Below are 14,562 nucleotides of genomic sequence, written 5' to 3'. Positions count from 1 at the left end.
ATAAATAAAACCGCCAACTTGCCCTAATATGTCATCATTAGGGAAAATTGACGGTTAGTAACCAGCAGGGTCGCTACTTTACACCAACACGTAATCGCTTACATATCATGTTATAATCATTATTAATCGATGACAGGATCGCTATCTCAAATTAACAAATGTTACAACTTTATGAACTTTTTCTAAATATTAACATTATTTAAACAGGCATTCAACCCTTTTTTAAGATTTTATAGTTTTAGTTTTTTTTCTATTGCTATACGAACATTTTATGCTACTATTTGTGTAATTAAGTTTATGACGGGCAGGTGAATAATTTGGCTGGGCAAATTAGCAATAATGGCTGGATTTATCGGTATGAGAATGGAAGTCTAATAGAACAGCAAGATGAAATCGTAATAGAAGAACCGCTGACAATTATGATTAATGGGGAAGAATTTGCTACAATGGTTTGTTCTCCTGAGGATTTGGAGGAGTTAACTATTGGCTTCTTAGCATCTGAAGGTTTTGTTCGCCATCTAGACGAAATTAAATCGATTCACATAGACGAAGGTAAAGGAATTGCATACGTGGATCTTCATGTTAAAGTTACAACTAGCCACGAATTTCACTCTAAGCGGATGATCGGGTCTTGCTGCGGAAAAAGCCGGCAATTTTATTTTCACAACGATGCACGTACAGCCAAAACTTCAACATCTGCAACAACCATTACACCAAACCAATGTATCTCTATTATGAAGCAGCTTCAGGAAAGCAGCACTGTTTTTAAAGAAACTGGCGGTGTCCATAATGCAGCTCTTTTTTCAGGCGAGGAACTCATTGTCAGCAGAACCGATATCGGTCGGCACAATGCTTTAGATAAAATTTTTGGATATTGTATTAAAAATAAAATTCCAGTAAAAGATAAAATTATTGCCTTTAGCGGCAGAATCTCGTCTGAGGTTCTACTAAAAGCAGCAAAAATCGGTGTAGGAATTATTCTATCTAAATCTGCTCCAACTAATCTAGCAATCAAGCTTGCCGAAGACTTAAACATTACAGCTGTTGGCTTTATTCGTGGAAATTCATTCAACGTGTATACTCACTCCTTTAGAATAATAGACTAATTAGAAAGGAGGTAAAAAATCTTGATTTTACAGGATAAAAGAAATAGACCGTTAAGAGATTTGCGAATATCTGTTACGGACAAGTGTAATTTTCGCTGTACCTATTGTATGCCCGCAGAAATATTTGGTCCCGATTATCCTTTCTTGAAAAAAGAGCAGCTGCTTTCGTTCGAAGAAATTGAACGGTTAGTGAAGATCTTTTCTAATGCCTTCGAGATTAAAAAAATCAGGCTAACTGGCGGAGAGCCATTGATGAGAAACTCATTGCCTGAGCTAGTTCGCAAGATTGCAAATATTGATGGAATCGATGATATTGCCATGACTACAAACGGGGTATTATTGCCAAAGTATGCAAGAGAATTAAAGCATGCTGGCTTAAAAAGGGTTTCGATAAGTCTTGATTCATTAGACGACGAATTGTTTGGAAAAATAAATGGCAGAGGCGTCAAGGTTCGAGATGTTTTGAACGGAATTGATGCGGCATCAGAAGCTGGGTTAAAGATAAAGATCAATATGGTTGTCAAAAAAGGCGTCAATGAACATGAAATTGTCCCGATGGCAAAATACTTTAAAGAAAAAGGACATATTTTGCGATTTATTGAATTTATGGATGTTGGCAATACAAATGAATGGAATATGGAATCTGTTTACGCCAAAAAGGAAATTCTCGCAGATATCGAAAAAGAATTGCCATTTGAACCAATATCGCCAAATTATTATGGTGAGGTCGCCTCAAGATTTAAATATACTAACAGCATTCAGGAATTTGGAATCATCTCTTCCGTCACAGAAGCGTTTTGTTCCTCTTGTAATCGTGCTCGGCTATCTGCTGAAGGGAAGCTATATACTTGTCTATTTTCTGGACATGGACATGACCTTCGAACTCTTATTCGAGCCCAATCTGATGATGCCCAGATTGAAGAAATAATCACCAACATTTGGAATAAACGGTCTGACCAGTATTCAGAAGATCGGGATCAGCTTCGAAAAAACAATAAAGACAGAAAAAAAGTCGAAATGTCACATATTGGAGGATAATTTCCAAAATCTAGTCAATCTATATAGGTTGGCTTTTTTATTTTCAAAATATAAAATCCCCCTGTTGAATTGCAGAGGGAAAATGCTATTTAGCATCGAATTACTACTGGAAACATTTAATAATTTACTGCAAAACAATTACCATTGTCTTTCCTAAATGCATTTCCCATATCTGTTGGATTTTGAAGAAGTCCTTTCATCACTAGGTTTTGGGAGTTAATATAGGTCCCATAAATATGGATTAACCATTTAGATATGGCTTAAGCTTGTCAATTACTACATTTAGCCTATTTGCATTTTTCCGATACATCATTTGTGCTTCGATTGAGTCTGTTTCCAATTCAAAAAGATCCATGTCAGCTTGGCATTTTTTAAGCATTGCTAGCAGAAGCGGTCGTGTTTGCGGTGAAGGCTGCTTCATTTTGTCATCAAAAAGATCAACGGTCAAATCTCCGTATGAGTCAACTTGCGCATAAAATACATTTTCAATCGTTACACCCAGTTTATCTAATTCATCAAACAACCATTTTCGAGTTTTTCCCGCAGAAGCGAGCGAATCATGTACAACACTGCCATCCCGAATAACTGTTTGTGGAACTTTATCATTTGCAACCTTCATATTTAAATCTTTTGGCGTTAATGGCCGATTTTCTTTCTTTAAAAGAACCGTTAAATCCCCCGTTGGTTCTAAAACAGCAAATTCAACATCTGCTAAATTGAATACATCCTTTTTTCGCAGAAGAGTTGTCAATTCATCTGTAGAATACTTCTCCTTCTTTAAATTATCCTCCATGATCTTCCCATCTTTAATAAATATAGTGCCTTTTCCATCAACAATATCACGAAACGAATTGCTTTTTAAAGAAATATAGCTAACTGCAATTGTTACCCCTGCGAATATGCCGATAGCTAATACACCATGCCAAATATTATTCGCTAAGCCCATGATCACTTCGCCTGCAATATCTCCAATTGTAATTCCACACACATATTCGAAAAATGTGATTTGGGATATTTGCTTTTTTCCCAGGATCTTAGTAATAACAAATAAGACAAAAAGAAATATAAAAGAACGTATAATGATATGACTCCACTCCGACATCTTGTCACCTCTATCCTATCATTGCTTATACTGCGGTTCTTCTACCATCATTTCATTTACTCGAATTTGGAGATCCTTTTTTATCTCATTCATTATGTTCATTGTTTCATGGAAGGTTCTTTGCGCTTCGGGATCGAGTGAATTTATTGCGAGTATTGATAACTGTGCTTCAATTCCCCTAATCGTTGACAAACTTTGCTTTACATTTGAAATAACAGTCATACCACATTCCCCTATCTAGAAATGGTGAAAAGGTTGGCTAAAAAGCCAACCATTTAAATGCTATTGATTGTATTGAGGCTCTTCTTGCAGGATTTGCTGAACTCGAGGCGTTACAGAATCAATAATGGATTGAGTTTGCTGTGCACAATCCTGGTATAACTTCTTAGCCTCTTGGTTATCGGTTGCTAATGCAAATGTTTCAAAACTAGCTTGCGCACTTTTTAGTCCAGCCATTGCTTGTTTTACCTGAGTACCTACTGTCATTCCTTTTTCCCTCATTTCCTGTAATAATGAACTTACAATAGGTATTATTTCATTATTTCCGAGCATTATTAATAATTGCTTTTGGTAAAATAAGTAGGAAGACCTAACGTATTAATTTTAAAAAAAGCTTTCCTATTGTGAGTACAAAATAGGAAAGCTTTTCATTAATATTAAAGCGGCAATAATTTAATTTCAGATTTATTATTAATATCCTCGATCATTTTTACCCATTCTTGTGGCTTATGAGATAAAACCGAGTAATAGGTTGTTAAAAAGTCTGATACTAACTGAGCAGGAATGTCAGTTACACTATCATCAGTTGGCATAAAGCAAAAATCAAGACCTCTTACTGCCTCACCATCATTTTTCCATGAAGGATGGACATAAGATATATCAAGTCGCTTATAACCAAGATGGGATAACACTTCACGGCGAACAAATGGGTTCATCGGCTTTACCCCGCCAAACTCATAATGGTCTACCTCATAAGGATCATAGATTTCGGCAAACATGCCAAATAATTCTTTTCCATTAGCCTTAGCTAATTCTTTCAAATCCTGCTCACGGCTTTGAGCTAGAAAACGGCCAAGGCTAAGACCGGGACGCCCAATAATTGTAAAGTCAGTCATTGCGATATTCCAATCCGGATAGTAACGATATTCCGTTGTCCCTACTACCTCATCTTCATGTACAGCCACAAAAACTCGAATTCCCGGATCTTCAAGAGGCTCTTTCCACAACTCAAATTCCAGCACCTCTTCAGGAGGAAATACCTCCTTCATTAAATCATGCATTTTAACAAATAACGGATCTTCAATGCTCGTTATTCTTTTATATTCCATTTCTTTTACTCCTCCCTATTTAAATGGATTTTTCCACTCCATTAACACAGCATGGTTAATGGATTCTTCGTCATCGAGATAGTTATCAATAATGGTGACTGGTGTCCTTCCGCAGCTCAGAAGAAAGGAAATAACCGGATCCCTCAACTCACCTTTCAGCACAGCATCTAAATATTTGTCCGGTGACATGCTTTCAGCCACTTTGTGATACCGGGGCATTCTGCCACCGCCAATCAATCGTTCAAGATTAAGCTGGATGACTACCTGATACATTGCTTGCATCATCATTTTACCTAATCCAAGTTTTCGATACTTCGGTCTGACACTTATGTCTACAATATAAAGTGAATTTCCTTGCGAATCATGATTTCGTATATACCCGCCGTCTGTAATTTCCTCCCATTTATGTGAAGGATGCTTTGAGTCAAATTGAACACAAACGCCTGTTAATGAGCCTGCAAGCTGTCCATTCACCTCTATGCAAAGAGCCCCTTCCGGGAACAATGTAACATGGTTATGCAATTGCTCTTTATTCCACCATAATTCAGACGGAAATGGCGGAGGAAAACATTCAGCCTGAATTTCAATAAGCTCGTCAAAATCGGCATGAGTATAATTTCGAATCACAACTGGGATCGGTTTTTCCTGATCAAAGGTATAAAATTCGCTGAGATAAGCCATTTTCTCTTTGCTCATTATTTTTCCCAATCCGGATACAAATCAACTCGGCGGTCACGCCATGTTGTAACAGAACCTCTCTCACGCACTTCGTATAGAAGAGAAAGGTCGAGATCAGCTGTTACAATCATGTCATCGTTTATTTCTCCTTCTACCATGATTCCTTTTGGAGGGAATGGAACATCATTTGGAGTAATAACGGCTGCTTGACCAAAGTTTCCTCTCATAAAGTCAACAGTTGGCAAGGAACCAACTGTACCTGTTACAACCACATATACTTGATTTTCTATTGCGCGCGCGTGGCATGTATATCGAACTCGATGGAATCCGTGACGGTCGTCGGTACAAGATGGACAGAAGATGACATCTGCACCTTTTGCCTTTGCCATTCTGACAATTTCCGGGAATTCAATATCATAGCAAGTTAGTATAGCAATTCTTCCTTTATCAGTATCAAAAACTTGAAGTCCTTCCCCAGCAGACATATTCCACTCTTCTACCTCTGTTGGTGTTATATGAAGCTTAGCTTGCTCGACAACTCGGCCATCTGGATAGAACATATGAGCAACATTATATAGGCGCCCATCTTTATTTATTACATGTGTACCAGCAATAATATGCATATTTGTTTCTTTAGCAAACCCGGTAAAGAGATTTTTGTATTGTTCTGTAAAGTCAGGAAGTTCATTGATGGATAGGCTTTCGCCATTTTCATTCCCGATTGATAGTAGCTGTGTCGTAAAAAACTCGGGGAACAAAATAAATTCTGATCCAAATTCCTGCGCTGTTTTAATATAATGTTCACATTGCTTTGCAAATTCCTCAAATGAATGAATAGTATGCAGATGGTACTGCACTGCAGAAACTCGAAGTTTCATTGTCATCCCCCTTATCAGTAAATAATTGAGATGAGTTTTTAACTCAATCTTAATTGATTATCTTTTATTTTCAAGTAAATAACAATACTCAAGTTAATAGATTTTTTCTTCAAATAAAGAAAACTCGCCGATTGACGAGCCTTGAAAAGGCGAAGACAGAGGCGTAGTTGCACTTATACTTTATTCCTAAAATTGGCGACTGCGTCGAATGAGCTTCTGCGCAGACAATTTATACTTCTTAAAGTGCAAAAAAGCGCTGCTAAAGGAACAGCGCCTCTTACTTATTATATTCTTGTGGTGTTACAAATTAGGCTCCATTGATGCACTGACAATTTTGAATTCCATTTCCCCAGTATTTTCGATTAAGAAATACATTTTATTAGTACCATTTTTCAATGAACCTTTATATCCTTTATCTAGTTCTGTAGTGAAGGTAACAGAAAATTCAACCTGCGATTTTGTTCTAGCTCTTTCATCGAGTGACTTGAATTCTACTTTCTTGATTCCCCGTTTAAATTGCTCGATATCAAAATCACCATAAAGGAATTGGTCAGCAGCTTGCTTCTGATCCACTAAAAGATATTTAAAGAAGATAAAGGCAGGATTTATATTTCCTGGAATATCTAAATTTACTGGCATATACGGTCTCTCGCTAATCTTCCAGCCTTTTCCTTGCAAATAAAGGACTTCCGTATGAAACGTTTGAGTTTCTTTTGATTCACCTACAGGGACGACCAATTTGTACATTCTGCTTTTGTTTTCGGTTTTCAAATATACTGCTTTTGCCTTATCCCATTGCAGCAATGATCCGCCATCAGCTTCAGGCTGAGCCATTTTCCCTTTATATTCAATAATTCCGCGTTCTTCAATAAATTGATTTGCCTGAGAGCGAGTCAGTGTGCCTGTTAAATATTTCATTAGCTTTTTCTTTGTCCCAATATCACTTGACAGATAACGGTAAGGCATATTTTCATATTGAAATGATTTATACTCGCCTTCTTTATATTTCCCGCCCATTTGAATATAAGTTTCATTTTTTTTCCACTTGCTAACTAAGGCAACTACTTGTTTTTCCGTAATACTATTTTCCTGACTAGGCTTTACAACGATCGAATTATTAGATTGATCTTTTGCCTCTGCATGATCAGTTAGTGTAAAAACCGGTATACTTAATAATGTCGCAGCAATACCTGTATATAACCATTTTTTCACTTTCATTTCTATTCCTCCATTAACTCGTTTTGCTTCGCTTCTAACTGAATTGTACTTTAGCAGTGAGTGTAAGGAGTTACAAAATGGTTAATAAAGTATTCTATTTTGGTAAAGGATTTCTTTTCCCAATTTTTAAAATTAATTGGTTTAATACTTCAGAAATAACAAGACCTACAGCGATTGCCCCTGATATCATAAAGGCCTTTGCTGCCAGTTGAATCGCCGTATTATAATCATTTTCTACAAAATGACGCATCGCATCATATGCACTTCCACCAGGAACTAACGGAATGATTCCAGAAATACTAAAGATAATAATAGGTGTTTTATACATTTTAGCGAAAATTTGACTAATGACAGCAATGATAAAAGCGGCTATAAAAGAGGCGATAACTGCATCATAATCATATTTAACAAGACTAATATATACAAACCAGCCTGCCATGCCAACAAAGCCGCATTTTATGAGTGACCTGCGTGGTGCATTAAATAATATAGCAAAAGCTGCAGTGGCAAAAAAACTTGTAATTAAATGTATAATCATCATAAACTCCTCCTAGAAAAGCCCCTTTCTAATAAAAAGCAACTACGACTGCAACTCCAGTACCAATTGCACAGGCTGTCAGAAAAGCTTCGGCCCCTTTCGACAATCCCGCTATTAAATGACCTGCCATCAGATCGCGCACTGCATTTGTAATAAGCAGGCCGGGTACAAGCGGCATGACAGAACCAATGATAATTTTATCAAGTTGCACCCCTATTCCTGTTTCAACAAATAAATACGCACTTAATCCAATTACTAATGCGGCTAGAAACTCTGAGAAGAATTTTATTTTTACTAAACGGTGTATATAAATAAAACAACTAAATCCCAATCCGCCGGTAATTAGAGCAGGAACAAAATCCTTCCACTGTCCTAAAAACATTAATAAGAAGCATCCGCTTGAAACTGCTGCCGCCAAAATTTGCTGATAAATCGGAAACGAATAGTCTGCCTTTTCAATGTCATTGAGTTTTTTAAAGGCTTCCTGTATTGATATTTCCCCGCTGCTAATCTTTCGCGATATGCCATTTACTAACGTTACCTTATACAGATCTGTTGTTCTTTCAGAGATCCTAATCAGCTTTGCAGGTTCTGTACCATCAATAGAAAAGATAATTCCTGTTGGAACGACATAGCTGTGTGAATGAGGAATGCCCAATGCTGATGCAATTCTTGTCATTGTATCTTCTACCCGATACGTTTCAGCACCGCACTGTAGCATAATTTTCCCTGCCAGCAGACATAAATCTATAACTTCAAATGTTTGAGGAAATTTATTTTCCACCCTTTTCCCCTCCCAGGATTTGAGAATTTTTCTATTTTAAAGTTCATATTAAACGAAATGATTACATTATATAAGTCAAAATTAATATTATGCAACATTTCTTCTATTTTTCAATGTAAAGGTATTGTAAATTTTCGATAAGAAAGGACCTTCTCTAGTAAAATTTGCTATGATATAAAGGATTTCAGCTAAAGGAGTATATAAATGAAACAAATAAATAAAAAGCTCACCTTTTTGTCTTTACTTGAAATTCTATTCGTTTCTACAAAGTTAGGATTAACTTCCTTTGGGGGGCCTGTTGCTCATCTTGGATACTTCCACAATGAATATGTAAAGAGAAGAAAGTGGATGGATGAAAAAAGCTATGCGGATTTAGTTGCTCTATGTCAGTTCCTCCCTGGTCCGGCGAGCAGTCAAGTTGGCATTGGAATCGGGGTTGCACGCGGCGGATTAATTGGCGGAATTCTAGCTTTTATCGGGTTCACTATGCCATCTGTTTTTGCTCTAATCCTATTCGCCAGTCTGCTTACGAACTTACATATTGAAACTGCAGCCTGGATTCATGGGTTAAAGATTGTGGCAGTTGCCGTTGTAGCTCATGCAATTCTTGGAATGGCCGGAAAGCTTGCACCAGATTTAAAAAGAAAAGCCATCGTTTTACTAGCCATAATTGCAGGGCTAGTATGGCAAACAGCCATTACACAAATTGCCATTATCCTTATTTCAGGATTGTTAGGCTATATATTCTATAGGAATACAAATGAAACAGTACAAGATTCTATACATTTTCCAATCTCCAAGCGATTCGCATTCTGTTGTCTTATCCTGTTTTTTCTATTACTTGGCGGACTTCCATTATTAAGAGAACTGATTCAATTACATTGGATTGCCCTTTTCGATAGTTTCTATCGGTCTGGTTCTCTCGTATTTGGCGGAGGACATGTTGTTTTGCCATTATTAGAACGTGAATTTGTTCCTTCAGGCTTGCTTAGTGGGGAAGCCTTTTTGGCAGGTTATGGAGCAACTCAAGCAGTGCCTGGACCTTTATTTACATTTGCTGCCTATATTGGAGCTGTCATTAACGGCTGGCAAGGCGGTTTACTTGCGACGCTTGCCATCTTTTTACCTGCATTTTTACTTATCCTTGGAACTTTGCCTTTTTGGAATGAGCTTCGCGCCAATCAAAAAGTTAACGGCGCTTTAATGGGTATAAATGCAGCTGTCGTTGGCATCTTGATAACCGCATTTTATCAGCCTATTTGGACGAGTTCCATTTTGACGCCTAAAGATTTTGCTTTTGCCGCAATCCTTTTCAGTATGCTCTCCTATTGGAAGCTTCCACCATGGATTGTTGTTCTAACAGGAGCATTTGGCGGAATATTACTTGGATTTCTATAATTAAAATGGCTGCACCATCTTGCAGCCATTTTGATTATAGAGGAATTTCTAAAATTATTTTTGTTCCTTTTCCTTTTACAGAATGAATCGTCATTGTACCGCCAGCTGCGCGAACTCTTTCCTCCATACTGAAAAGTCCGACTCCTCGTGATATTTCATCGATATCAAAGCCTTGCCCCTTATCCTCAATCATTACTCTAATCACATGATCCATCTTTCGGATCGTAACCGCCGCTTCTTCAGTCCCTGCATATTTTCTAATGTTCGTTAAGCTTTCCTGAATAATTCGATAAATAGAGATTTCTTTACTTGAATCTAGCCTGCAATCTAAATAGCAATCAAAATGCACATTAGTATGATAATGTTCAGCAAATCTGACTAAGTATGATCGGATGGCCGGAATCAAGCCTAAATCATCGAGTACAGATGGTCTCAGTTCCCATGAAATATCCCGCAAATCTTCGATAATCTCTGTTGCTTCATCCTTCATTTGCTCTAATAATGGATGGTCTGATTCAGCCTGAAGCCGATTGATCGTAATTAAATGACTATATAAATTTTGGCCAACTCCATCATGAAGCTCTCTGGATAATCTTCTTCTTTCCTCCTCTTGAACATCAATAATCTTTGTCATCATCAATTGCAGCTCTTCTTCAATCTGCTTTCTTTTCGTAATTTCATGGCGAATGGCCAAATATTGATAAGGCTTCCCATTTTCCCCAAGGAACGGGACGATTGTCGTATCGACCCAATAATAACTGCCATCCTTAGCCTGATTCCGAATTTCACCCTTCCAAACCTTCCCGGAAGAAATTGTTTGCCAAAGCTCCTTAAAAAATTCCTTCGTTTGCTGATAAGCGGTTACACCCTTCGGACACATTTTTCCAACTGTAACGGGCCAGTCTTATCGAGGTTCAACACCAATGATTTTATTTGAAACTGTATTTACTCGTAAATTCATGCCGCATTGCATCCCGCAATAGCTGCAGTGAGTTTTAATTAATTTTTCATTCGGATGGTTTAGATTTTCAATTTCTTTAAAAAACTTATCCCTTTGCATTTTGGTTGGCCTCCTTCACTTTTACCTGATGAGTAGGGAAACCGGAAAACTGGGCAATCCGGTATTTTCTTCGGCAATGGAGGCACATTTCCGCAAGATGATACCCTTCCTTTGTCATAAATTCGATGCTGTTTACACCAAGCACTTCGACATCATCCTTTGATTGTTCAGCTGATACGAAGCCTTCACCGCACACTTTACATTTTTTCATTTCTTGTTCTGCATAATGCTCCCGGTAGTTTCTTGCCAGCACACTCATTGGTCGGAAAGGAATATGCGCTAATTTTCCAAACGGCAGATATATGAGTGTAAAAATGACAGACCATTGATGAATTAATGACATGATTGGCTGTCCCGCTCCGTGTAAGAAAATGTTCATAAAGGTTAGGGCTAAACCGGTAATGCTCACTAATAACAGCATATAAAGCGGCAAGAAGTCATAAGAAACTTTTGTTCTGCTCGCGCCTGCATATTTTTCAAGCGGCGATATAGCGCCATGCAAACGCCTGCGATTACCATAACAGCGGTAATGTTCAAGGCGTTAAAAGATAAATTCGCAATAATTCCATCAGCTGGAACAGTCATTACCTTCATGCCTAGGGCGATACTATTGTAGTAGCCGTTTTCATCCATCGTGAAATACATCCAGCCCAAAACTAATGGAAAAGTTACGAAGCAAGAAAGGATGCAGTCCCATCCGATCAAGACGTGCTGTGTCCATCGGTAAATTCCCCTATTCCAGATGAAATTGTATGTATAGCCAAATGTTCTCCTGATGTTTTTGGCGTTGATTTTCGAAACAGCAGCTTGATTCCTTTTTTGATGATGATTTTTGTTGGAGGTCTTTCCCCCAAGATATAAATCGATAGAAGAAGCCTCCTAGGAAAACGATTGTACCAACCATATATCCATATAAATTGAGGTCCACATGGGTAAACATCCTAGTACCGATAAATGATAAGATAATAAGTCCTAAGACTGAAAGAAACATAGACTTTGCAAAATTTGACGCAAATGCATTATTAATTGAGTTCACTCGCTTCTTTTCAATCGCAGCCTTTGCCAGCATTTCTATTCCTCCTTGTACGAAACAATTAACTTACCTTTATTGTAGAAGGAGAACGCTTTTGAACCCATCGGGGAACTTCCCTATCTTGAGGGGGATCTTTTGAAATGGAGGATGACGGACTATTTGGAGTGCTTTTGAAGTTGAGATGGTCGTCATTACCTCCTTGACGGTCATCTTGACCTGCTTTTGAACCGGAGATGGCCGTCATCACCCTCATAACGGTCATCTTGACCTGCTTTTGAACCGGAGATGGCCGTCATCACCCTCATAACGGTCAACTTGACTTGCTTTTGAACCGGAGATGGCCGTCATCATCTCCATGACGGTCAACTTGACCTGCTTTTGTATCTGAGATGGCCATCATCTTCTCTATGACGGTCAACTTGACCTGCTTTTGAACCAGAGATGGTCGTCATCACCCTCATGACGGTCAACTTGACCTTCTTTTATACCTGAAATGGCCGTCATCACCTTCATGACGGTCAATTCTAACTTGCCAACAGACCTAAAAAGTCCGTCATCCTAACGATGCTGGACTTTTTAGCTACCATTTTCATTTTCATTAGCGCAGTGTGGGTACACTATGATAAAATAATCTAAATTTATTATTAGGAGTGATAAGCATGTCCAAATCAAAAGCGAAAAGAATGCGGGAAAAAGCTATGCGTGAGGGTAATCGGAATCCGGAGTTAAACAGAAGCCCTTTCGTATTTGCTGATATGAGAACAAGAACAACCAAAACGAAAAAAGACTATATTTATCGCAAAAAACATAAGAACCATACACTCAGTGACGGCAGTGATGGTTCTTTTTATTTTGGATATTATTGTGCTTTTAAATATTTTTCCCGATAGGAAATGTATGATTGTAAGCTTCCTTGATAAATTAAACGATGAGAGGATGCTTCTTTCAAATCTTGCGGAGTAATCATGCTGAGATGCTTATTGGTGTTGAGGAGCTGGCCTTCTTTTAACACCATGGCTACAAAATGAGAGCAGAAAAAAGCATGCTCCCTGTCAAATCTTTTATTGATTGCTATTGCAAATAATCCTAGCAGATTATAGCGGTATTTTTGCCGATTTAGATCCATTTCTTTAATTATATTTAACATTTTATTATATGTTTTTTCATTCACCGTAAAAACATACACAGCACAGGATGCATTTTTAAATAGCTCTGAGCGTATATCTTCCTTAACAAATCCTGCGAAAAATGGATTTCGCGGCCGTTTTCTCCCGAAGCTATACACTTCTGTCAACTCACAGTCAAATCCAATTGAAGCATGATTATGACATTGCCTTGTATATAGCTTTATCATTCTAGTCAACACTGTCCCTGTATCAGTAAGCAAAAGATAAACCTTTCTGTCCCCCATAAAATAACCCTCCTGCAAAAACAAGACTAATCAGAATATCTTAGTTCACATAATTTCCTGCTTCTATTAAATCAAATTCTTTTTACCTCCATAACAAGCTTGGGTATTAATTTTATGTAGGGCTTAAGACGTATCTGTAAGACATTGGAAAACCACATATCCAAATTATACAAAAAATAATTATTTTTGAGAAATGAGAAATGAATGGAGCTATGTTTTTTGAATATAGATGAAAAAGAGCACTCTAATTTACAAAGGGGAATTTTCATGTGGTTCTTGGTTTACATTTTTACCGTTATTGTGATCATCTTTTTGCTGGCAGAAGAAGCTATTTATTTCTTTGTCAATCGCTATGTCTTTGGGAAATCGAATTTAGAACGGAAATGTGGAAGCTGGATCAAGCAAGTTAGGGAAAAAATTAAAATTAAACGGAATGCATCATAATTGCAAATCTGGAAGAAGTATTAGACTATTATTTTGTTACATAAAAAATTGAGGAGGTAGAATCATGAGCTTAGTTAAACATTTTCTATCACACAGAACAGTTACGAATGACCTTGTAGCAAAAATTGAAGAAGATAATTACGGTTATAAGCCAACAGAAACATCGATGAGTGCACAAAAATTAGTTACCCATATGTATACGTCATATTATCAATTTGTTAAAACTGTGAAGGAAGGCAATAGTTCCCCATTTTTAGAAAAACTAGATGAGTCCGAAAAATCACTTATACAAATAGGTGAAGAATATACAGAAAAAACAAAGGATCTGCTTGCTTCCCTGACAGAGGAAGAGTTAAACCGAGAAATTGATATGACAAAAGTTTTCGGCATTAATGTTACAGGTCATTTTATGGTGGGAATGGCATTAGAGCACGAAATTCATCATAAAGGGAATTTATTTGTTTATGTTCGTGAAATGGGACATACTAAATTACCTCTTTTCATCAATATGAAATAAGAGGTACCGCTTCGATCTGTCGTCGAAGC

Annotated in this window: 18 protein-coding genes and 2 pseudogenes; 6 read left to right on the top strand and 14 right to left on the bottom strand. The window is 37.5% G+C overall.

The genetic code is table 11. From position 1 onward, the window contains the following. Positions 1-317 precede the first annotated feature (317 nt). Both fdhD and moaA read left to right on the top strand, forming a co-directional pair. Positions 318-1,106: a formate dehydrogenase accessory sulfurtransferase FdhD gene (fdhD, locus tag H0173_RS05530; protein ID WP_221845355.1), complete on the top strand. Its 789-nt coding sequence runs from the start codon at positions 318-320 to the stop codon at positions 1,104-1,106. A gap of 21 nt (positions 1,107-1,127) precedes the next feature. Continuing rightward, the gene (gene moaA, locus H0173_RS05525; RefSeq protein ID WP_260631041.1) at positions 1,128-2,144 is read left to right on the top strand and encodes a GTP 3',8-cyclase MoaA; all 1,017 of its coding nucleotides are present in this window, start codon (positions 1,128-1,130) and stop codon (positions 2,142-2,144) included. Between the two features lie 241 nt (positions 2,145-2,385). Here moaA and H0173_RS05520 read toward each other — a convergent pair whose 3' ends face one another. The 9 genes from H0173_RS05520 to H0173_RS05480 all read right to left on the bottom strand — a co-directional run bounded on the left by H0173_RS05520 (position 2,386) and on the right by H0173_RS05480 (position 8,670). Then, entirely contained in the window at positions 2,386-3,246 is an 861-nt protein-coding gene (locus tag H0173_RS05520; protein ID WP_221845354.1) for a DUF421 domain-containing protein, read from the bottom strand. A gap of 18 nt (positions 3,247-3,264) precedes the next feature. Continuing rightward, positions 3,265-3,468, bottom strand: coding sequence for a DUF1657 domain-containing protein (locus H0173_RS05515; protein ID WP_221845353.1), 204 nt, complete (start codon positions 3,466-3,468; stop codon positions 3,265-3,267). 60 nt (positions 3,469-3,528) lie between these two features. Then, positions 3,529-3,732: a DUF1657 domain-containing protein gene (locus tag H0173_RS05510; protein WP_221845352.1), complete on the bottom strand. Its 204-nt coding sequence runs from the start codon at positions 3,730-3,732 to the stop codon at positions 3,529-3,531. Positions 3,733-3,902: 170 nt separating this feature from the next. Then, positions 3,903-4,574: a GNAT family N-acetyltransferase gene (locus tag H0173_RS05505; protein ID WP_221845351.1), complete on the bottom strand. Its 672-nt coding sequence runs from the start codon at positions 4,572-4,574 to the stop codon at positions 3,903-3,905. 15 nt (positions 4,575-4,589) lie between these two features. Further along, positions 4,590-5,255, bottom strand: a complete 666-nt coding sequence (locus H0173_RS05500; RefSeq protein ID WP_221845671.1) for a GNAT family N-acetyltransferase — start codon at positions 5,253-5,255, stop codon at positions 4,590-4,592. 14 nt (positions 5,256-5,269) lie between these two features. Further along, positions 5,270-6,130 carry a carbon-nitrogen hydrolase family protein gene (locus tag H0173_RS05495; protein ID WP_221845350.1) on the bottom strand — a complete coding sequence of 287 codons (861 nt, stop codon included), beginning with the start codon at positions 6,128-6,130 and terminating at the stop codon, positions 5,270-5,272. Positions 6,131-6,430: 300 nt separating this feature from the next. Then, on the bottom strand, positions 6,431-7,348 hold the full coding sequence (locus H0173_RS05490; protein WP_221845349.1) for a DL-endopeptidase inhibitor IseA family protein: 918 nt from the start codon (positions 7,346-7,348) through the stop codon (positions 6,431-6,433). A gap of 94 nt (positions 7,349-7,442) precedes the next feature. Further along, positions 7,443-7,886 (bottom strand): threonine/serine exporter family protein, encoded by a 444-nt coding sequence (locus tag H0173_RS05485; RefSeq protein ID WP_221845348.1) that lies wholly within the window; start codon positions 7,884-7,886, stop codon positions 7,443-7,445. A gap of 28 nt (positions 7,887-7,914) precedes the next feature. After that, entirely contained in the window at positions 7,915-8,670 is a 756-nt protein-coding gene (locus H0173_RS05480; RefSeq protein WP_221845347.1) for a threonine/serine exporter family protein, read from the bottom strand. Positions 8,671-8,874: 204 nt separating this feature from the next. Here H0173_RS05480 and chrA point away from each other — a divergent pair, with 204 nt between their 5' ends. Continuing rightward, positions 8,875-10,068, top strand: coding sequence for a chromate efflux transporter (gene chrA / locus H0173_RS05475; RefSeq protein ID WP_221845346.1), 1,194 nt, complete (start codon positions 8,875-8,877; stop codon positions 10,066-10,068). 34 nt (positions 10,069-10,102) lie between these two features. Here chrA and H0173_RS05470 read toward each other — a convergent pair whose 3' ends face one another. The 4 genes and pseudogenes from H0173_RS05470 to H0173_RS05455 all read right to left on the bottom strand — a co-directional run bounded on the left by H0173_RS05470 (position 10,103) and on the right by H0173_RS05455 (position 12,423). After that, complete coding sequence (locus H0173_RS05470) at positions 10,103-10,702, bottom strand: sensor histidine kinase (protein ID WP_260631070.1); 600 nt, start codon at positions 10,700-10,702, stop codon at positions 10,103-10,105. 21 nt (positions 10,703-10,723) lie between these two features. After that, positions 10,724-11,128 (bottom strand): annotated as a pseudogene (locus H0173_RS22160) (PAS domain-containing protein); the annotation flags it as partial. Next, a pseudogene (locus tag H0173_RS05460) lies at positions 11,115-12,197 on the bottom strand (hypothetical protein). The pseudogenes H0173_RS05460 and H0173_RS22160, both read right to left, overlap by 14 nt. Before the next feature lie 25 nt (positions 12,198-12,222). Then, complete coding sequence (locus H0173_RS05455) at positions 12,223-12,423, bottom strand: hypothetical protein (protein ID WP_221845344.1); 201 nt, start codon at positions 12,421-12,423, stop codon at positions 12,223-12,225. Positions 12,424-12,820: 397 nt separating this feature from the next. On the opposite strand from H0173_RS05455, the gene H0173_RS05450 reads away from it, so the two are divergent. Next, positions 12,821-13,051 carry a hypothetical protein gene (locus tag H0173_RS05450; protein WP_221845343.1) on the top strand — a complete coding sequence of 77 codons (231 nt, stop codon included), beginning with the start codon at positions 12,821-12,823 and terminating at the stop codon, positions 13,049-13,051. Here H0173_RS05450 and H0173_RS05445 read toward each other — a convergent pair. Further along, complete coding sequence (locus H0173_RS05445) at positions 13,021-13,572, bottom strand: hypothetical protein (RefSeq protein WP_221845342.1); 552 nt, start codon at positions 13,570-13,572, stop codon at positions 13,021-13,023. The two genes, H0173_RS05450 and H0173_RS05445, sit on opposite strands and share 31 nt — an antisense overlap. Positions 13,573-13,839: 267 nt before the next feature. On the opposite strand from H0173_RS05445, the gene H0173_RS05440 reads away from it, so the two are divergent. Then, the gene (locus H0173_RS05440; RefSeq protein ID WP_221845341.1) at positions 13,840-14,016 is read left to right on the top strand and encodes a hypothetical protein; all 177 of its coding nucleotides are present in this window, start codon (positions 13,840-13,842) and stop codon (positions 14,014-14,016) included. 64 nt (positions 14,017-14,080) lie between these two features. Further along, positions 14,081-14,533: a DinB family protein gene (locus H0173_RS05435; RefSeq protein WP_221845340.1), complete on the top strand. Its 453-nt coding sequence runs from the start codon at positions 14,081-14,083 to the stop codon at positions 14,531-14,533. Positions 14,534-14,562: the final 29 nt, after the last annotated feature.

The sequence above is a fragment of the Bacillus sp. S/N-304-OC-R1 genome (assembly GCF_019749375.1).
Taxonomy (GTDB): Bacteria; Bacillota; Bacilli; order Bacillales; family Cytobacillaceae; genus Cytobacillus.
Note: the sequence above shows the minus strand (reverse complement) of the source record. Positions and strands in the feature narration are given on the sequence as shown.